General features: G+C 54.7%; 21 protein-coding genes. 17 read left to right on the top strand and 4 right to left on the bottom strand.

What is annotated here, in order from left to right:
- The 10 genes from VMJ32_14820 to VMJ32_14775 form a co-directional block, all read left to right on the top strand.
- On the top strand, positions 1 to 314 hold a 314-nt coding region (locus VMJ32_14820; protein ID HTQ40296.1), incomplete at its 5' end, for a helix-turn-helix domain-containing protein.
- Between the two features lie 201 nt (positions 315 to 515).
- Positions 516 to 779 carry a hypothetical protein gene (locus VMJ32_14815; GenBank protein HTQ40295.1) on the top strand — a complete coding sequence of 88 codons (264 nt, stop codon included), beginning with the start codon at positions 516 to 518 and terminating at the stop codon, positions 777 to 779.
- Entirely contained in the window at positions 779 to 1417 is a 639-nt protein-coding gene (locus tag VMJ32_14810) for a sigma-70 family RNA polymerase sigma factor (GenBank protein HTQ40294.1), read from the top strand. The genes VMJ32_14815 and VMJ32_14810 overlap by 1 nt, the downstream gene beginning before the upstream one ends.
- Before the next feature lie 122 nt (positions 1418 to 1539).
- On the top strand, positions 1540 to 2388 hold the full coding sequence (locus VMJ32_14805) for an alpha/beta fold hydrolase (protein ID HTQ40293.1): 849 nt from the start codon (positions 1540 to 1542) through the stop codon (positions 2386 to 2388).
- 52 nt (positions 2389 to 2440) lie between these two features.
- The gene (locus VMJ32_14800) at positions 2441 to 3136 is read left to right on the top strand and encodes an alpha/beta hydrolase (protein ID HTQ40292.1); all 696 of its coding nucleotides are present in this window, start codon (positions 2441 to 2443) and stop codon (positions 3134 to 3136) included.
- Positions 3137 to 3205: 69 nt separating this feature from the next.
- A complete protein-coding gene (locus VMJ32_14795; GenBank protein HTQ40291.1) occupies positions 3206 to 4108 on the top strand; it encodes a zinc-binding dehydrogenase in 903 nt (300 codons plus the stop codon).
- A gap of 788 nt (positions 4109 to 4896) precedes the next feature.
- Complete coding sequence (locus tag VMJ32_14790) at positions 4897 to 5484, top strand: hypothetical protein (protein ID HTQ40290.1); 588 nt, start codon at positions 4897 to 4899, stop codon at positions 5482 to 5484.
- 23 nt (positions 5485 to 5507) lie between these two features.
- Positions 5508 to 6347 (top strand): hypothetical protein, encoded by an 840-nt coding sequence (locus VMJ32_14785; protein ID HTQ40289.1) that lies wholly within the window; start codon positions 5508 to 5510, stop codon positions 6345 to 6347.
- A 129-nt stretch (positions 6348 to 6476) separates the two neighbouring features.
- A complete protein-coding gene (locus VMJ32_14780) occupies positions 6477 to 7442 on the top strand; it encodes a hypothetical protein (GenBank protein HTQ40288.1) in 966 nt (321 codons plus the stop codon).
- Between the two features lie 42 nt (positions 7443 to 7484).
- Positions 7485 to 7868, top strand: coding sequence for a hypothetical protein (locus tag VMJ32_14775; protein ID HTQ40287.1), 384 nt, complete (start codon positions 7485 to 7487; stop codon positions 7866 to 7868).
- Positions 7869 to 8194: 326 nt separating this feature from the next.
- On the opposite strand, the gene VMJ32_14770 is transcribed toward VMJ32_14775, so the two are convergent.
- A complete protein-coding gene (locus VMJ32_14770) occupies positions 8195 to 8809 on the bottom strand; it encodes an HAD family phosphatase (protein ID HTQ40286.1) in 615 nt (204 codons plus the stop codon).
- A gap of 248 nt (positions 8810 to 9057) precedes the next feature.
- Here VMJ32_14770 and VMJ32_14765 point away from each other — a divergent pair, with 248 nt between their 5' ends.
- From VMJ32_14765 to VMJ32_14750, 4 genes are all read left to right on the top strand, one after another.
- Positions 9058 to 10077 (top strand): aspartate-semialdehyde dehydrogenase, encoded by a 1020-nt coding sequence (locus VMJ32_14765; GenBank protein HTQ40285.1) that lies wholly within the window; start codon positions 9058 to 9060, stop codon positions 10075 to 10077.
- Between the two features lie 97 nt (positions 10078 to 10174).
- The gene (truA, locus tag VMJ32_14760) at positions 10175 to 10924 is read left to right on the top strand and encodes a tRNA pseudouridine(38-40) synthase TruA (GenBank protein HTQ40284.1); all 750 of its coding nucleotides are present in this window, start codon (positions 10175 to 10177) and stop codon (positions 10922 to 10924) included.
- A gap of 155 nt (positions 10925 to 11079) precedes the next feature.
- The gene (locus VMJ32_14755) at positions 11080 to 11955 is read left to right on the top strand and encodes a serine/threonine-protein kinase (protein HTQ40283.1); all 876 of its coding nucleotides are present in this window, start codon (positions 11080 to 11082) and stop codon (positions 11953 to 11955) included.
- A 35-nt stretch (positions 11956 to 11990) separates the two neighbouring features.
- Positions 11991 to 12992: an acetyl-CoA carboxylase carboxyltransferase subunit alpha gene (locus VMJ32_14750; protein HTQ40282.1), complete on the top strand. Its 1002-nt coding sequence runs from the start codon at positions 11991 to 11993 to the stop codon at positions 12990 to 12992.
- A gap of 160 nt (positions 12993 to 13152) precedes the next feature.
- On the opposite strand, the gene VMJ32_14745 is transcribed toward VMJ32_14750, so the two are convergent.
- On the bottom strand, positions 13153 to 13746 hold the full coding sequence (locus VMJ32_14745; GenBank protein ID HTQ40281.1) for a CvpA family protein: 594 nt from the start codon (positions 13744 to 13746) through the stop codon (positions 13153 to 13155).
- A gap of 260 nt (positions 13747 to 14006) precedes the next feature.
- On the opposite strand from VMJ32_14745, the gene VMJ32_14740 reads away from it, so the two are divergent.
- Positions 14007 to 14897, top strand: coding sequence for a metal-dependent hydrolase (locus tag VMJ32_14740; protein HTQ40280.1), 891 nt, complete (start codon positions 14007 to 14009; stop codon positions 14895 to 14897).
- 42 nt (positions 14898 to 14939) lie between these two features.
- On the opposite strand, the gene dtd is transcribed toward VMJ32_14740, so the two are convergent.
- A complete protein-coding gene (dtd, locus tag VMJ32_14735; GenBank protein HTQ40279.1) occupies positions 14940 to 15389 on the bottom strand; it encodes a D-aminoacyl-tRNA deacylase in 450 nt (149 codons plus the stop codon).
- Positions 15390 to 15576: 187 nt separating this feature from the next.
- On the opposite strand from dtd, the gene VMJ32_14730 reads away from it, so the two are divergent.
- Positions 15577 to 16410 carry a ZIP family metal transporter gene (locus VMJ32_14730; protein ID HTQ40278.1) on the top strand — a complete coding sequence of 278 codons (834 nt, stop codon included), beginning with the start codon at positions 15577 to 15579 and terminating at the stop codon, positions 16408 to 16410.
- Between the two features lie 59 nt (positions 16411 to 16469).
- Here VMJ32_14730 and VMJ32_14725 read toward each other — a convergent pair whose 3' ends face one another.
- A complete protein-coding gene (locus VMJ32_14725; GenBank protein ID HTQ40277.1) occupies positions 16470 to 17015 on the bottom strand; it encodes a hypothetical protein in 546 nt (181 codons plus the stop codon).
- 215 nt (positions 17016 to 17230) lie between these two features.
- Between VMJ32_14725 and VMJ32_14720 the strand changes: the two genes are divergently transcribed.
- Positions 17231 to 18077: 4-hydroxythreonine-4-phosphate dehydrogenase PdxA (locus VMJ32_14720; protein HTQ40276.1), on the top strand; the 847-nt coding region annotated here is incomplete at its 3' end.

Genomic DNA, 18077 nt, shown 5'->3' with positions numbered 1-18077 from the left:
AGATGGCAATGGAACGCTTGATGGCGTATCCCTGGCCCGGCAATGTTCGTGAGCTTGAAAACCTCCTTGAACGCGCGGTCATTCTGGCCAATTCGACCACGCTGGAAATTGAACCACAATTGCTTGCGCTGCAACCGGCGGATGAGGCGCAATCTGCATCGCCGACACTGCAGCAAGTGGAGCGCGAACACATTCAGGCGGTCCTCAAGCAGGCCGACGGCGTGATTGAGGGAGAACGAGGCGCGGCCAAAGTTTTGGGTTTGCATCCCAACACACTTCGCAGCCGCATGAAGAAGCTGGGAGTCACGCGCTAACCACGACCTTTCGTAGTCGCCACGAAATATCGTGGCCTCGCGTCGTGGATCTCGGGCCGATTGTCGGGCCGCTGATTTTTTGTCATGACGCAATCCATTTCGGCTTAGCACGTTGCGTGATGATTTCTTTGCGAGTGCCAGCGCGGCACATCCTTCGCTTACACGAGTCCAGACATGAAGCCCAAGTAACCAAGCGTGCTTATGCTCCGCATTACCACAATCCACGATTCCAGCGGCGCCATTCTTAAACTTGATGGAAGTTGGCAGGCCCCTTGGACGGAAGAAGTCCGATTAGTTTGTGCCGGACTTCTTGAGCAAGCGAATCGACCTCGGCTCGATCTGAAAGATGTTTCCTATATCGACCTTAGCGGGGCGAAATTGCTGAAAACACTTCTCCGCGATGGCTTTGAGCTTACGGAATGCTCGCCGTTCGTATCCGCCGTTTTAGCAACGGAGAACGTGTAATGCGATCGGTTGATGCTCACTCATTGCGCAGTCAAACAACGGACTCAGCCGCGACATCCGTCGACGAGTTGGCTTTGCTGCGCCGACTGCAAGCAAACGATTCTGCTGCGTTTGAAGAGCTTGTCCGCGGAAACGGTGGTCGAATGTTGGCAACAGCTCGACGGTTCTTTCAAGACGAGCAAGATGCCGCCGATGCGGTGCAGGATGCATTCATATCAGCATTTAAAGCCATGAAAACCTTCAAAGGCGATTCTCTCCTTGCGACGTGGTTACATCGCATTCTCATCAATGCATGCCTGATGCGACGGCGCACGATGCAACGCCAACCCACTGTCGCAATCGAGTGTTTGCTACCGCAATTCGATGAAATGGGCCATTATCGCGACTCGATTCATACCTTTCGGAAATCTCCGCTCGATGCGCTAGCGGCCGAGGAACTACGGCTGCACGTCCGCACTTGCATCGATCGATTACCGGAAGCTTACCGCGAAGTGCTTGTCCTTCGCGACATCGAGCAGTTCGACACGGAAACCACGGCGAAGATGCTCGACGCGTCCGCCAGCCTCGTTAAAGTGAGATTACACCGGGCGCGTCAGGCGCTACGCACATTGCTAGCGCCTGTTATGCAAGGCACGTAAGCAAACTTTGGTTTTGAGGCCATTCGTACAGCATCCGAGACCATTGACCTTCTGATAATAAGAGTGCGAGTATCCGTTGCAGTATCCACAACAAGCGTAAAGCACATGCAGGAGATTTAGCTATGACAACGTACAAGACGACAACCGTTCGGGGTCAAAAGCACTTCTACCGCGAGGCCGGTCCACAAGACGCGGCGACCATCGTGCTGCTCCACGGGTTTCCTAGTTCCTCGCACATGTACCGGGATCTCATCCCGATGCTGTCGAAAAAATTTCGTGTGATTGCCCCTGATTATGTTGGGTTTGGTTACAGCGACATGCCATCGGTAAAAGACTTCGAATACACCTTTGATAATTTGGCGGCCCATGTGGAAGAATTGCTGCTGAAAAACCTCGGCCTGAAGAAATTCAGTATCTATGTGCAAGATTACGGCGCGCCCATTGGGTATCGCATTGCCTCGAAACATCCTGAGGCCATCTCGGGAATCATCGTACAAAACGGCAATGCATATGCGGAAGGGATTGGCCCGGGCTTCGACGCGATCAAGCCGTTGTGGAAAAACCGCAACGCTGAAACAGAGAAATCTGTCCGTGAGTTGTTGACGCTGGAGACGACGAAGTTTCAGTACGTGAACGGCGTTAAGGACGAATCGAAAATTAGCCCTGACGCCTATTACTTCGATCAGATGTTTTTGAACAGGCCCGGCAACGATGCTATTCAGGTCAACTTGTTGCACAACTATCAAACGAATTTGGGGCACTATGGCGAGTGGCATGCCTACTTCAAGAAGCACCAACCACGCATGTTGATTACTTGGGGAACCAATGACGTGTTCTTTCCGGTCGCGGGAGCGAAGGCATATTTACGAGACTTGCCGCAGGCGGAGCTTCATTTATTTGAGACCGGACATTTCGCCTTGGAAGACCATTGTGAGCTCATTGCCGAACTTATCAAAAGGTTTTTTGCATGAGAGTCAGCCGACCTTTCAGGACGGAACTGATTCACATCAACGGAGATCAATCATGTCGTTGCAAAGAAACGCCTCGGTAGTGGTCGTCCACGGAGCATGGGCGGACGGTTCGAGTTGGAACCGCATAACTTTGCCCCTGGAGAGCGCAGGGCTGAACGTTGTGGCAGCGCCGATTCCACTCACTTCCTTGAGTGACGACGCAGCCGCGTTGCGGCGGGTGTTGAAGAGAATTAACGGACCAGTGCTTCTGGCAGGTCATGCCTATGCAGGGGCCGTCATTGCAGCGGTTGACGATGAACGGGTAAAAGGACTTGTCTATGTCGCGGCGCTGGCTCCCGCGGAAGGAGAGACCGTCGCGCAGATCTTTTACAAGGAACCGCCGCACGCTCTAGCACCAAAACTGGTTCCGGATGACGATGGCCTGATTTGGATGCCTGACGATGGATTTTCCAACGCTTTCGCGCAGAACGCGACCAAGGAACAACTTGCTCTTTGTAGAGCGACGCAGCGGCCCATTTCGGTAATGTGCATCCAAGAACCTGCGCCAAAACCACTTTGGAAAGCACGACCGACTTGGTTTTTGATTGCCGAGGAAGATCGCATGATCAATCCGAAAACTCAACGTTTTATGGCCGAGCGGATGAACGCAACTATATTGTCTCTGCCGGTGGACCATACGCCAATTCTGACGGCCTCGGATGCAGTCGTGAAATTTATTCTTGATGCCGGGAAAACATGCCTCAGCTAATACAGCCTGGTGTAGAACTAACCAGCCCGACCGTATCCAAGCCGTGAATTTATCGTCCGGAGATTTCCCATGCGAGCGATACTCAGAAGACATTTTGGCGGCCCGGAAGTGCTGGAAATTCGCGAAATGCCCGAGCCGGAACCGAAAGCAGGGCACGCGGTGATCGAAGTTAAGGCGTTCGGTCTGAACCATGCGGAACTGCACATGCGCAAGGGAGAGTGGGCCGAGATTGCCGACGTGAGCGGCATTGAGTGCGTCGGCATCATCAAATCGTGCCCTGGCGGCGAGTTTCCGGTCGGTGCCAAAGTGGCTGCACTGATGGGCGGATTGGGCCGCACGATTAATGGCAGCTACGCTGAATATACTCGGGCCCCTGTTTCAAACATCGCGCTGATCGACGCTGATTTGCCTTGGGCGGAGTTGGCCGCGATTCCAGAAACGTATGCGACCGCCTGGACTTGCCTGTACCGAAATCTGGAAATTCAACGTGGCCAACTGCTTGTCATTCGTGGCGCTACTTCATCATTCGGTCAGGCGGCGCTGAAAATGGCGGTCAACGCTGGACTGCGAGTGATCGCCACGACTCGCAATCCGGAACGATTCACCCAGTTGGAAAAGTTGGGAGCCGAGCGCTGCGAAATCGAGCGGCCCGATCTGTCGAAGCACATTCCCGAGGCGAAAAAAATCGACGCAATTCTCGACCTGGTGGGCAACACCGTTTTGTTGGATTCGCTGGCCATGTTGCGGCGCGGCGGCACAACTCAGCCGACCTCAACAACTTTTCTTTCCGAAACTCCGTATATCGATCAGATTCTCGTCCCGCTCACCACGCGCATTCGGCCAGAAACCGCAAATACCCTAAAGCGTGTTTGCTTGGAGCAAAAACTAAATCGCCGCTGGCCGGATAGTGCCCAGGAAATCGTCGACTTGGCCCTCAGCCAGTGGTTCGCCAAGGAAGGAATCGCAGACTAAGTTGCATCAGCAAACGCCGACAAGTCCTCGGTCGGCGTCTTTTGTGGCCCGATGCGCCGTCTTAGTCCAGAATTGAACCCGGAAATCAGGCGGAATTAATATCTGGGGGACACAGTCGAAGGAGCGCAACTTCATCGCACGGGAGAGGCTCTTATCGACCGCCCGAGGAGGGGATATAATCGTGGCGTTCGATCAGCTCTTTTTGGGTCTGGACTGGGGCAGGGTCAGTGACCAAACGATCGCAAAGATTGGCAACAACCAAAACGATTTTCTCGACCGGTTTGCCTAGTCCAAAACCCGCTACGAGGAGCAGATCGAGCTCCTTCTCGCTGACCTAAAACGTCCGCGAACCCGCAAGAATCCAAACGGCGTCGAAGAATCGTTCGACTATTTCAGCCGAATCGTCGGCGTCCGTGGCGACTCAACGGGTCTTGGTTTCCCGATGGAGTTACTGCAGCAGCATTCTGCACTGCCCGTGGGTTGCGAAAGCCTCGCGAAGTTCACGCTGCAGTTCAAGCATGAAGTGTACACGAAATGGGAGCAGGCATTATTCCGTGAGCCAGGTGATCCAACTATACGACAAATCATCCGTTGGCGCCGGCTTTCGAGGAACAGGCGGTGAAATTGGTCCACGAGTACAAGGGAGACGGAGAATGTTTGAGCGTGCATTATCCTGACGAACCGGGTGGACGAGACGATTACCCGGACAGCACTGCATTAATGGTCATGGCTGCGAGCGGCGGTTCGATTGGAGAAATACTTTTCGCATAGAAGTGGAGCAGAACAACGTGACAGACGACAAAAAGGCGGAGATATACCTCGAACTCTACAGACTAGCTCGTAATCGCTTCGAGAAGCGGTACTCATACGGCTGGAAGATGGTCGTTACGATCTGCGCCGCATTTGGAGTTGCCGCAGGTTTCATAGTTAACTCCGATTTGACGATCCCGCTATGGGCGCCGTGGCCCATTGGCGCCGCAAGTTTATTGATCGCTTGGTCCGCTGCCCGGTGGACAAGATTACAGCGTGAATATGACGAAATCGACAGTCGAACCACTTACTATTGGGAATCGGCTATGGAAAAGCTGGTCGATGAGAATCGTCCAAAGGGACTTCGGAAAGACGAGTGGATTCGGTACGGTGAAACAGATACAGACAAACTTGACAAAAAGCCAAAAGCTGATCTTTGGCATCCACATCTTATCACTCAAATATCGATGCCATTTTTATTTGCCGGTCTGCTGATTCTCGCAATGATCGCCAAAATTGCTGAACCGAATAAAAGCAGCTCTACGCTTACCATAAAGAGCCAAGATACAAGCGTAATCGACGTGGACAAACTTCGCATTGCTCCTTCGAAATCATCAACTCCCTGATATACGATTCGAATTTGCAAAATATGAAACCTTGGCAACTTATTCGACATGAACGGATGGACCTGACAGATTTTTTGATACATCTAACGCGCGACGGCGGTGAACCATATCTAGATGCGAAAGACAGGTTAAAGAAAATCCTTCGACAGGGATTTATTCGACCTTCATTCGCCCCATTGGCCAACCGATTTAGTGCTGGCAAGACACGACCAACAATTAAAGGCCCACGGCCTGCAGTTTGTCTGACTGATCAGCCTATATGGGCTCTCGTGAAAATGGAGCAACTGCGGCTGTGGAATAAGCGTTACTCCGGCTATGGCCTCGCCTACTACAAGCCCTATCTCCATTGTCATGGCGCAAGACCTGTTATTTATGGCGACGAGAACATCCTTGGGTCGCTCGCCCCGGCTGGACATAGAGAATACCGGAAAGACCGAGAGATTTACATCAACGGAATTCCATCACATCTTCAGTATCTCTGGGCCAGATATTTACCGGCATGGCCAAACGACGATAATCCGCCCATCGATTTTACCTGGGAGCGTGAGTGGCGGTTTCCCGTTCATGATGCTGACACAATCGAAAATGCCGGACTCGAATTCCCGATTGGGCTGGGTGCGCGACTTTGCGCTGTAATTGTCAGGTATGATGACGACATACGAGAATTTCGGAAAATCCTGAAAACCCGCGCATTGAAAAGCAAACGAATTCAAGCAATGCAGAACCGTATTGTGTCACTTGAGACCGCGGAGCAACAAATCGAAGCCGGCAACATGGAGTACGGACGGCTTGATACTTGGCCCGATTTTAAAGGACAATTTGATCCGCCTCCAAAACGCACAGCACACCTGCGGAGCAAATAGAAAATACAAAACCAACGGCGAATGTTCATTCGGTGTGAGATTAGTCAAAAACGTATTGAGCCAATCAAATAGCCAAGCATGTGCGCTACGGAAATAGATAAATTATTCGAGGAAGTGGCCAACTGTATCATGAAAATCGATGCAGAATGTTCTTCGCTTCGAAATGGAACAGAGCATGGCCTTGTAAATGTAAAACTGGAATTTCAAGACCAGGCGTTTAATGAGACAGGCAAGTACCTCACCGAAGAACTATTGATCGCATGGCTCCTGAGAAAAAAGCTTCGCGCTTTAAATCGAAACGTCGAGCCATCTGAGATTCGCTATCCGGGAACGCCGACCAATAAAAAGTGCGATATCGTCATGCACTTGAGCGACTCCCACCGGTTATGGCTCGAAATCAAATTAGCTTGGAAGTCTTGGTTCAACTGCGTTGGACCACCGACTTACGCCAACAGAGCATATTTGACGTACCTAAACGGCCGCGACCGCACGCACTCACTCCGGCACGATTTTGAAAAGTTAGCGAACGCCAACTTGCCAGCGGGCGATTGCCGTTGTGTATGTCTGATTGGTTTTGATTGTGTCGCGAACCCGATGGACGGTGACGTGGCATCGGTTGTACAACAGGTCAGTGAAACTGCATCGTGGCAGCTCAGAATTGAACGGCATTGGGTGGATCGCAGGGCACATGAGTTCCGTTTGAATGTTTGGATTTGGTCGCTAGAGCACATCGCAAACGCGACAAAGGCTGTAATCCGCGATAACGGGGTGCGAGAAATCCAGAAGTCCCAGACAGCACTAGACCACAAGCGAGCTCTCGCCATTATCGAACAATTCGTCATGAACGAGCCCTGGGGAGTTTTATGGGATGGGCTCGTTCGTGAACTTATTGAGCCGCTTGGGCTGGCTGATTTAATCGGAAATATAAACCCGTCTTTCTGCGAAGCGGCGGCATCGAACATTCGGTCGCATTGGCCAGATTCTTGGAACAATGCTGACCTATGGAAATCACGGCGCGGTCCGTGGACTAGTCGTGACGGGAAATTGAAAATCATTGAGATCGTTCGTAAGTCCGCGCGTGATTTCATTCCGTAGGGCAACTCATTGACACGATTCTGACACAATGGAGTTAAATCAATGTCGCGAAGAAAACGTCGCCCGACTCCGACTAGAGTGACATCGGAAGAATTATTGATGGCTGATCGGAATGTGCAAGCTAGGGCACTGCAGCAGATTGCATTGCTTGGCAGAAAACACATTAGCGAGCATGGCCGCTTTAAAGTCGGCGGTCGGTATCCGGTGGACTGGGGTCCAACGATTCAAGAGATTAGCAAATTGCATTTAGGCCACGAACAACCGATGGCAGTCGAAGAACGCATTAAAAGCGACCTTCGGGATTGGTACAAGAACGACTCGACCTGGAACGCCAACGTCAATTCTGTGGGAAATCACAAATTGATACTTAGATTGATCCTGGCGAGACTTGATCGCTTTGGACTGAAGCACCAAGTGAAGCAGTGAAACGCGATTGTTCACTAGGCGAGACTTGCGACCCATTCGCACTGCGTTGTTCGCACCAACGCAACATCACCGGCGAAGACTCGAATCCAGTGGCAGGTCAGCAATAAAATCGTGCCGAAGCACTTGACGCAAAGTTGACGCAGAATGGCACACGCAAGCTCCCCATGACCGCCCTACAACCGCAATAGAAAATCGGCCCCGGACTTGGTATAAACCATTTCGGGGATGCAGATTGCTACCCAAATGTCCTGCAAGTGCGACGCGCAGCAGGGATATTTTGAGCCGGTTCGAATCTTAGTTCCCCAGCTGTTGGCATTCAGGGCGGCTCATCGTCGAGGCAAGTACCAAGGCCGCACGTCGATGACTTGCATTCCAGCCGCCTCAGCCGCTTGAATTCCCAAGTTGCCGTCTTCATAAACCAGGCAATCTTCCGGCACTAATTGCAAGCGTTCGGCCGCTTTCAAAAAAATATCGGGCGCCGGCTTGCCGTGCTGCACGTCGTCGGCGCCGACGATCACGTCAAACATCCCGTTCAGCCCAACGGCGGCCAACGATTGGTAGATGACGCTTTTCCATCCGCCGGAGGCGACCGCCATTTTTCGCCGCCCCTGTTCCCGATGCACAATTTCGATCACGCGGTGAACCGGTTCCAGCGATTCCAAATTCTGCAGAAACAATCGCTCTTTTTCTTCAGCAGCGGCGCGGGCATCACAGACAAGATGTTGCTGTTTGGCAAGCGTCTCAATAATCGTAACCGTGGGCATCCCGGAAAATGCGTAAAACTGCTCCTCGGTGATGGTCATGCCCACCGCTTGCAGCGCCGCTTTCCATGCCAAAAAATGCAGCGGCATGGTATCGACCAAGGTTCCGTCGCAATCAAAAATAAGCCCCTTGAACCGCTCCGGAATGGCCGCCGCAGAATCCGTTGGAAAGCCGGACATGAACCGAGTGCCTCTCATCAATCTAACGATTTGAAACAAGGCATTGTACCGAATTCGTGCCAATTTGTCCCACACTCTTTATCGATCGCTGTCGCCATATCCTGAGGTTGATGGGGGCGCGAACCGCTGCGTATACTTAATGGTCTGAAATGATTGAGCGACGAGCAGATCAGCGGTGAAAGGATACGTGAGGGGCAGGGCAGGGGGGCGCTTTTCTCCACCATCATATTCCCAACAAGGAGCCGATTGTGTTTGAGTCGATTGCCATTGTGGGCGCTACCGGAGCTGTCGGGCGAATTATTTTGAACCTGCTCCAAGAACGCAAGTTTCCCGCCCAGCGGTTCAAATTTTTAGCCTCGGGCCGCTCCGCAGGCAGCAAAATCAAATTCCGCGGTCAGGAACATACCGTCGAAAAGCTGGAGCCCGATGCTTTCAACGGCATCGATTTAGCCATCGGCAGCACGCCCGACGAAGTGGCCAAAGAATTCGTCCCCTGGGCCGTGGAGCGCGGTTGCGTGGTGGTCGACGAAAGCGGCTTTTGGCGGATGGACCCCACAGTGCCCCTGGTCATTCCCGAAGTGAACCCCAATGCCGTTTTGAATCACAAGGGAATTATCGCCAGCCCGAACTGTTCCACCACGCAATTGGTCGTGGCCATCAAGCCGCTGCACGATGCGGCCCGGGTGAAGCGCGTCGTCGTCAGCACGTATCAAGCCACCAGCGGCGCAGGCCTGGCCGGTTGCCGCGATCTGGAAAACGGCACCAAAGCCAAGCTCAGCGGCGGGTCGCACAAAAACGAAACCTTCGCTCACGACATCGCTTTTAACTTGATTCCGCACATCGGCGGACCCAAACACAAGGGTTACACGTCCGAAGAAATGAAAATGGTGCTGGAGACGCGCAAAATCATCGGCGACGATTCGATCCAGGTCTGCCCCACCTGTGTGCGCGTGCCGGTCAGCAATTGTCATAGCGAAAGCATTTTGGTCGAGACAGAAAAAAAGCTCACTGTCGACGACGCCAAGCGATTGTTTTCCGCCTTTCCCGGCATCACGGTCGTCGACGATTTACAGCGCAAGCAATATCCCATGCCTAAAGATTGCGACGGCAGCGACGACGTGTTCATCGGCCGCATTCGGGAAGATCTTTCCAGCCCCAACGGCTTGGCCTTCTGGTGCGTCAGCGACAACCTGCGCAAAGGCGCCGCCACCAACGCCGTCCAAATTGCCGAATTGCTGGTGCGGGCAAAATCGTTGCAAAACGTGTGAATCAGTTTTCGCCCCAGACATCTGTGGTTATTTTAAGGCTGAACCAGTTGTCCTCTCTGCGTCGCTGTGCCTCTGCGGTTCAAAGAAGTACGTTGCTGTGTCGAGAACGATCAAACTCACGTTGGCCTACGACGGCACCGATTTCGCCGGCTGGCAGTTTCAACTGAACCAACGCACCGTGCAAGATACGCTGGAGCAAACCGTGGCCAAAGTCACCGGGCAATTCTCCCGTGTGACGGCCAGCGGCCGGACCGACGCCGGTGTTCATGCGCTGGCGCAAATCGTCAGTTTCGAAACAGCCAGCTCGCTGCCGGCCGAAGTATTGTGGCGGGCGCTCAATGCCGAGCTGCCGCACGATATGGCGGCGCTGACGGTGGAAGACGCGCCGGATAGTTTTCACGCCCAGCGCGATGCTAGGCGGAAGCGTTATCGCTACGTCATTTGCGACCACCGAGTGCGCGATTTGTTCCGCCGGCGATACGCCTGGCAGGTGTTCAACCGGCTCGATGCGCCGGCCATGCAGCGCGCCGCGGCCCAGTTGGTGGGCCGCCACGATTTTGCCAGCTTCGAAACCGCCGGCTCCGAACGTGAAACCACCGAACGAACGGTCTTCGATTTAACCGTCTGTCGCCACGAACCCCCAGAAGACCGAGTCGTGCAAGTCGAAGTCGAGGCCGACGGCTTCCTCTACAACATGGTCCGCAACATCGTGGGCACGCTCGTGGAAATCGGGCAGGGGAGGCAAGCGGAATCTTGGATCGCCGATGTTCTGGCCGCGCGCGATCGACGCCGCGCCGGTCCCACCGCGCCGCCCCAAGGATTATTTTTAATCAGCGTCCTGTATTGACTTCTCGAAATTTTCACCAGCATCCGCAACACATCTCGCCGCACCCGACGGCTTTATTCCGCCCAACACCGCGATTGTTTGAACGCCCTTGCTCAGTTAAACTAAACGGTTCGGGTCAGGAAGCATTCTGAACTATTGCGCTGAGCGGCACATCTGTGGATTTGACTGCACACACCCGAGTGGGTCGGTATCGGTTGCTGTCGATGGTCGGCACTGGACGGAGCTGTCAGGTTTGGGATTCCATCGATGACGACAAAGGCGAACATCGGGCGCTTAAAATCTTGGTCGGGGAGTATGCCCAGAACCGGGAACAAAAAGGACTGCTGAAACGCGAGTTTGCCGTCGGGCGTGGATTAGATCATCCGCAGGTGATTCATGTCTACGATTATCAGGATTTTCGCGGCACCGTTTTTTTGGTAATGGAGTTGTTTCCCGCCCAGAATATCAAGCAGTTTTTTTTGCAGGCAGGCGTCGAAGGAATCGCTTATTATCTGCCACGCATCGCCGAGCAATCCGCCGCGTCGTTGGAATACTTGCACGCGCAAGGTTGGATTCATCGCGACGTCAAGCCCGACAATTTTTTGATGAACAAACAGGGAACCGTAAAATTAATCGACTTCGCCCTGGCCGAACGCCGCAAAGGAGTGTTGGGGAAATTGTTTCCCAACCGGCTGAAAATTCAGGGCACCCGGAGCTACATGTCCCCGGAGCAAATTCGCGGCCGGGGTGTCGACCAGCGTTCCGATATTTACGGCTTAGGCTGCATGTTGTTCGAGCTGGTGGCGGGCAAGCCGCCGTTCACCGGGCAAACCACCCAGGAGCTGCTGACCAAGCATTTGCGCAATCCGCCGCCGCCCCTGCAATCGGCCGGCCGCGACGTCACCAACGAGTTTGCCGAACTGATTAAAAAAATGTTATCCAAAGACCCGGCTGCCCGTCCCCAAACCATGCACGATGTTTCGCAACTATTTCGGGGCCTGAAAGTTTTCAACCGGAACCCGGCGCCGCCGGTCATGGAAAAGAGCACGTGAACAGCGAAAGTCACGCTTCGAATTGAATTCATCATATGGCTTCTGCATTAAATCGATTGGCGTTTGAAAAACCAATCTACGAGCTGGAGGAAAAAGTTGCCGAGCTGGAGGCAACCGCCAATAAAACTGCGCAACAGCAGGACGAACTCCGCCGCTTGCGCCGCGATGTCAGCGATCTGAAGAAGAAAATTTTCGCAAACCTCGATTCGTGGCAAACCGTCGAAGTAGCGCGGCATCCTGATCGGCCCATGACCACCGATTACTTATCGCTCGTATTTGACGAATTCGTGGAATTGCACGGGGACAAAACTTTCGGCGACGACCAGGCCATTCGTACCGGCTTCGCCAAGCTGGGGCAATATAAAGTCCTGTTTGTCGGACAGCAAAAAGGCAAAACGCTGAAGGAGCGCAACGCCTGCCACTTCGGCTGTGCGCATCCAGAAGGTTATCGCAAGGCAATGTCCAAAATGCGCCTGGCGGCCAAATATGGCCTCCCCGTCGTTTGTCTGATCGATACGCCCGGCGCTTATCCCGGCGTCGGGGCTGAGGAACGGGGCATTTCCTTGGCCATTGCCGAAAGCATGTTTTTAATGTCGCAATTGCCCACGCCCATTATTTGCGTGGTCATCGGCGAAGGCAGCTCCGGAGGAGCTCTTGGCATCGGCGTCGGCGATAAAATCGCCGTCCTGGAGCACTCCTATTACGCGGTCATCGGCCCCGAAGGATGCGCCGGCATTTTATGGAAAAGCGGCGAGTTTAAGAAGGAAGCCGCAAAGGCGTTAAAACTGACATCACGCGATCTGCAGAAGTTGGGCGTGATCGACGACGTAATCGAGGAACCGGTCGGCGGCGCCCATCGCGATCATCATCAAATGGCACTGCGGCTGAAAATTTATTTGCTCCGCGCCCTCCGCGAACTGGTCGGACAGCCGACCGACAAGCTCCTGGCGGCCCGCTACGAAAAGTTTCGACGCATGGGCGTCTTCCTCGAGCAGGCGTCCGGTCCATCGAACGGACATTCCAGCGCCGCGAAATAGCCGGGCAGTTATTGAATGGCCCAAAAACAACCGCTCCCCAACGTCCGATAATGTCTCTTATGTTCGGTTGGATTGCCGTTTTTCTCAGGCAATCCGCACATTCGCAGTCTCTTTCCCTTTCCGTCCGGTCGCTGCTGTTGTGTTCATCCGATGGCCGCGATTATCTTCCCGTTCCCGTCACTTGCGCGGCTTTCTGTTCCAACTGATCGACGCTGGGTAGGTTGTTCGGTTGGAACGGCTCACGCGGATCGAGCCGCTCCTGCAGCTTGTCCATATACGGATCCAAGACTCGATGAATTTCCGGCGGCATGATGGCGTCGGCTTTATTTAAAAACAGGGCCATGTAATGGCCGCTTTGGGTTGCCAGAATGTGGTCGCGCAGGGTATCCGAAAGCCCCAGGGCAAAAAACGTAATCGCCAGGCACAGCAGCACCCCTTTGACAAAGCCGAATAGCGCCCCGACCTGGTGGTCAAAATCACGCAGCTTAATGCGGTCCAAAAATCGGGCCACCATGCGGAACAGCAGCCACACGACCACCGACGTCGCCAGGTAAATCACCAACATCGCCACAAACCGGTTCCACGGAGCGCTGGAGCCAAACACCGGCGCCAACTGGTAGCTAAACCGCAGCGCCAGGAAATAACTTAGCACCAGCGAACCAAGCGAAGCCAACTGCCAGGCCATGCCTTTCCAAAGCCCCATGAGCGTCGCCAATCCCAGCACGCTAAGCATCGCAATATCGTACCAATCCATGGGTGTTCGTCAGTTGTCGGTGGTCAATGGCTAGTGGTCAGATACAGCAGGGTGATCACCCTGCGATTGTAGTACGGTAGCGATTTTACACGAATGGCAGTTCATCGTGATAAACCAGAACGTCTAGGAGAATTCGCAAGCTGCCTTTCTGCAAATCTGTCCTGATCTTGGGAGAGATGATCTTGGGAACGTGCGGCGAATCGGCTACAGTTCGCGCCCACTGACAACTGACCACCGACCACTGACCACTTTCCTCCGCCATGGCTGGCTTCAAAACGCACATTACCACCAGCACAATCTTGGGCATCGGCGGCGGCGCCGCGGCTTACACCTTTTATCACTTGCCGGCTCCCACCTGCATTTTGGCCGCCGGCCTGTGCGGCGTGTCTGGCATGCTCCCTGATTTGGACAGCGGCCCCGGCCGTCCGCTCCGCGAAAGCATGGCGTTTGCCGCGGCCGTGGTCCCCATGGCGATGGTCGAACGTTTCAAAGCGATGGGCTTAGGATTGGAATCAATGATTCTCGTCGGCGGGGCCATGTATTTGTTCATTCGCTTTGGCTTGGCGGCCCTGCTCAGGCGCTTCACCGTGCATCGGGGAATGTTTCATAGCTTTCCCGCCTGCGCGATTGCCGGGGAAACCGTCTTCTTGGTCTTCGGATGCGAACAGACAAAGCTCCGCTACTTTGTGGCCGGCGCCGCGATGGTCGGTTTCATGTCCCATTTAATTTTGGATGAAATTTGGAGCATCGAGTTCAAAGGCGGCAGGCCCCATTTGAAAAGCAGTTTCGGCACCGCCATGAAATTCTGGGGACCGGCCATGGGGCCCAACATCCTCACGTATTTACTGTTGGCGGGCATCACGTTTTTTGCCGTCAACGACCCGGTGTGGATGAGCAAATTCGGATCGTGGGCAGACGGTCAGCGCGATCTGGCCGCCCGCGTGTTGAACAAGCTGGGGCTGGAAGGTCCGTCTGCACCGCCGGCCAATGCCACCCAAGGTTCGCCGCCGCCGATGGTAAATATCAACGCCGCCGCAGCGCCGATGTCAAATTTCAACGGCTCGCAACCATCGGCATTGAATTACAACGATACGCAACCGCCGATGGTGAATCTCAATGGTTCGGCTCCCGTCGACGACAGTCGGCGCTGAATTGCTTCTCGCTCTGCTAGCGCGTCGAAACGGATTACAGCGCTAGAATACTTTCCGGCTGTCCAGCAGCAACGTCACCGGGCCATCGTTCACCAGCGATACGTCCATGTGCGCGCGAAATCGCCCGGTTTCCACTTGGAGGCCCTGTTGTTGCACCGCGGTTACGAAAAGCTGATATAACCGCTCGGCTTCTTCCAGCGGCGCGGCTTCCACAAAACTTGGTCTTCGACCCTTGCGGCAATCGCCCAGCAGCGTGAATTGGCTGACGACCAGCATTCCCCCGCGGGCTTCGACCAGCGAACGGTTCATTTTTCCTTCGTCGTCGGGAAAAATGCGCAGCTCGACAATTTTTTGCGCCATTTGTCGGGCATCGTCATCGGTGTCGCCGACGGCCACGCCTAATAGCACTAGTAGGCCGTTTTCAATCCGGCCGGTCACTTCGCCAGCGACAGTCACTTGAGCTTGGCTGACACGTTGGACACAGGCGCGCATGGGAATCGTAATGCAGAAAGAGTTAGCAATTGGGCGACGCACTTTGATCCTAGCGATGCCGCGGCCGTGAGAAAAGCGGGGCGTGGCCGCTTGTTCGCCGCGGTCTTGTCAGGCGGCGAGTGTTCGGTCATAGTAGAGTCTTCTTGCAACTTCGTTGCGAAACTCAATTCCGCGTTAGCGACTTCTCATGACTGCGCTGCTTCTATCGGTGCTCACCTTTTTCTCGACGGCCCTGGGCGGTTTATTTGCCCTCCGTCGACGCCGCCAACTGTATTTGGTAATGGGCTTCTCCGCCGGAATTCTAATCGCCGCCGCCCTGTTCGATTTGCTGCCCGAAGCATTGGAAATGGCTGGGCAGGCCGGCGCCGCTTCGACCGAAAAAATTTTCCTGTTTTGCGGTCTGGGATTTCTGCTGTATTACAGCCTCGATTTTTTTGTACATCTGGGGGCCGCCGGTCACGAGGAGCGCCACGCCGAAGAGCCTCCTGCGGCCGATCATCGCCTTGGCGATGCGAATCTCCCCGATCATCACGCGAACAATCTTCACGCCCATCATCACCCTGCCCATCACCACCACCACCATGTCACTTTCGGTTCCCTTGCCGCGCTGGGATTGACGGTCCACAGTTTTTTGGATGGCTTTGCCATCGGCGGCGCGTTTCAAGCCAGCGCCACCCTCGGCTGGCTCGTGGCGGTTGCCGTCTTGGCGCACGATTTTGGCGACGGAGTCACCACCGTGGGCGTGGTGTTGGGTTCCAAAGGAGGCTGGCGCGCCAGCCTGGGATGGCTCCTGGCCGATGCCCTGGCGCCAGTGTTTGGGTGTGCCCTCGCCTTGGCGATTTCCATCTCGCAGGGCTTAATTGCCGTCCTGCTCAGTTTTTTTGCCGGCTCGTTTTTGTTCATCGGCGCCGCGCACTTGTTGCCGGAAGCCGAGCATGAGGGAAAAGCACCCTGGCTGTACGCCGCCGTAGTGCTGGGATTCGCCTTCGTGGGCATCCTCCGCCATTTGTTCCAAGTATAGCGCGCTTTCAGAGCGCGGGGTAATTTTCCACGGCAGGGCGCTTTCCAAAAATGCGGCCTTCACACTTCCAGGCCGCGCTCGGTGCGGATGCGCCTCACCTGGGCCACGATGTCGTCAATTACCGCGTGATGCGCAGCAATGTTCTGCGCTTGGAAATAGAACGCCACAGCGATAAACGCCAACCCCGCCCAAGCGCCGCACAAGTGAATATCCACCCACTGTTCCGTCCCCACTCGGCCCGACATCGGATCGGCTGCCGCCCCCAGCGCGCTCACGCCAATTACCACCAGCATGCTGGCCAGCGCCCAAGGAAATGTGCGCCGCTTCAGCAACACGCTGCGGCGCAGTAATTCCGATTCCAGCCGGTAGGTTTCCACTACCTCTTTACACCACCGGCTGGTCCCAATGAAGTAGGTAATCACGATGCTATCCACCAGCACCACGGCCAACGCCGCCGCCATGCCCAACAGCCGATGAACCATGGCCCACCGAAGTGTGTCAGGATTGTGCTGCCCGTGGATGTCGCCCAAATACATGCCCAAGCACAGCGCGACAACCATCATCAGCAGGGCAAACACAGCCAACGTGATAAAAATGCGAATCATCTGAATGCAGAATTCTCAGCGAGTAATGTGGAATCAATACAGTAATGGTTGGCGCCATGCATCGTTGTGCCTTGTTTATAAGCATCAGGACCACGAACTTACAGGGGGCGTTTCAAGACAACGTGTTCGACCGTATGATTGATAAATCCGCAACGCCTTATTCCGGACTCCGCATTCCGCACTCTTCACTCTTTCATTTCTAATTCACTTCTCCCATGCCCAAACCGCTACTTGCCCTGACGCTGGGAGATCCAACCGGGGTCGGTCCGGAAACCATTGTCGGGGCTTGGACACAGCCGGCCACGCACGAACTGTGCCAAGCCGTGGTGGTGGGACATCCCGGAATTCTGCAACGGGCCGTCGATTTATTGGGCGCAAAAGCGAAGGTTGTACAAGTTCAAAATACGGCTGAGGCGGCCGCCGTTTCGTCCGCTCAATCGATTCCCTGTTTGCCCTGCGGCAGCGACGAAGCATTGCTGGCCAAGCCAGCCACCATTGATCCACGCGGCGGACAAGCGGCCTATGAATCTCTTGTAGGAGCCGCAATGTTGGCTTTAGCCAAACACGTCGATGGAATTGTCACCGCCCCCTTGCACAAAGCGGCCCTGTGGCGGGCCGGCCATCATTATCCCGGTCATACCGAACTGCTGGCCGAGTTATGCGGCGTTCGCGAATTTGCCATGATGCTGTACTTGCCCCGAAATTGGGAAGGTGATGGCAGCGCCCTATCCATGTTGGGCCTGGGCGTGGTGCATGTAACTCTGCACATGGCACTGGCCGACGTGTTCCAAAATCTCTCGCCGGAAGCAATTTTCGACAAGGCCCGATTGTTGGACCGCACCATGACAACGCTTGAAGGCCGGCGGCCGCGAATTGGTGTCTGCGCGCTGAACCCGCATGCCGGTGAAGATGGATTATTTGGCGACGAGGAAACTCGCATCATCCGACCCGCAGTGGAGCGTGCCAAACAGGCCGGCCTCACCATCGAAGGACCGTGGCCGGCCGACACGCTTCTGGCGCGCGCCCGCGAGGGCCAATTCGACGCCGTCGTGGCCATGTATC

Source organism: Pirellulales bacterium (assembly GCA_035499655.1).
GTDB lineage: Bacteria > Planctomycetota > Planctomycetia > Pirellulales > JADZDJ01 > DATJYL01.
Note: the sequence above shows the minus strand (reverse complement) of the source record. Positions and strands in the feature narration are given on the sequence as shown.

Coding starts and splice junctions, on each gene's coding strand:
- VMJ32_14815 (HTQ40295.1), top strand. CDS start 516: ATGCTCCGCATTACCACAATCCACGATTCCAGCGGCGCCATTCTTAAA.
- VMJ32_14810 (HTQ40294.1), top strand. CDS start 779: ATGCGATCGGTTGATGCTCACTCATTGCGCAGTCAAACAACGGACTCA.
- VMJ32_14805 (HTQ40293.1), top strand. CDS start 1,540: ATGACAACGTACAAGACGACAACCGTTCGGGGTCAAAAGCACTTCTAC.
- VMJ32_14800 (HTQ40292.1), top strand. CDS start 2,441: ATGTCGTTGCAAAGAAACGCCTCGGTAGTGGTCGTCCACGGAGCATGG.
- VMJ32_14795 (HTQ40291.1), top strand. CDS start 3,206: ATGCGAGCGATACTCAGAAGACATTTTGGCGGCCCGGAAGTGCTGGAA.
- VMJ32_14785 (HTQ40289.1), top strand. CDS start 5,508: ATGAAACCTTGGCAACTTATTCGACATGAACGGATGGACCTGACAGAT.
- VMJ32_14780 (HTQ40288.1), top strand. CDS start 6,477: ATGAAAATCGATGCAGAATGTTCTTCGCTTCGAAATGGAACAGAGCAT.
- VMJ32_14775 (HTQ40287.1), top strand. CDS start 7,485: ATGTCGCGAAGAAAACGTCGCCCGACTCCGACTAGAGTGACATCGGAA.
- VMJ32_14770 (HTQ40286.1), bottom strand. CDS start 8,809: ATGTCCGGCTTTCCAACGGATTCTGCGGCGGCCATTCCGGAGCGGTTC.
- VMJ32_14750 (HTQ40282.1), top strand. CDS start 11,991: ATGGCTTCTGCATTAAATCGATTGGCGTTTGAAAAACCAATCTACGAG.
- VMJ32_14745 (HTQ40281.1), bottom strand. CDS start 13,746: ATGGATTGGTACGATATTGCGATGCTTAGCGTGCTGGGATTGGCGACG.
- VMJ32_14740 (HTQ40280.1), top strand. CDS start 14,007: ATGGCTGGCTTCAAAACGCACATTACCACCAGCACAATCTTGGGCATC.
- dtd (HTQ40279.1), bottom strand. CDS start 15,389: ATGCGCGCCTGTGTCCAACGTGTCAGCCAAGCTCAAGTGACTGTCGCT.
- VMJ32_14730 (HTQ40278.1), top strand. CDS start 15,577: ATGACTGCGCTGCTTCTATCGGTGCTCACCTTTTTCTCGACGGCCCTG.
- VMJ32_14725 (HTQ40277.1), bottom strand. CDS start 17,015: ATGATTCGCATTTTTATCACGTTGGCTGTGTTTGCCCTGCTGATGATG.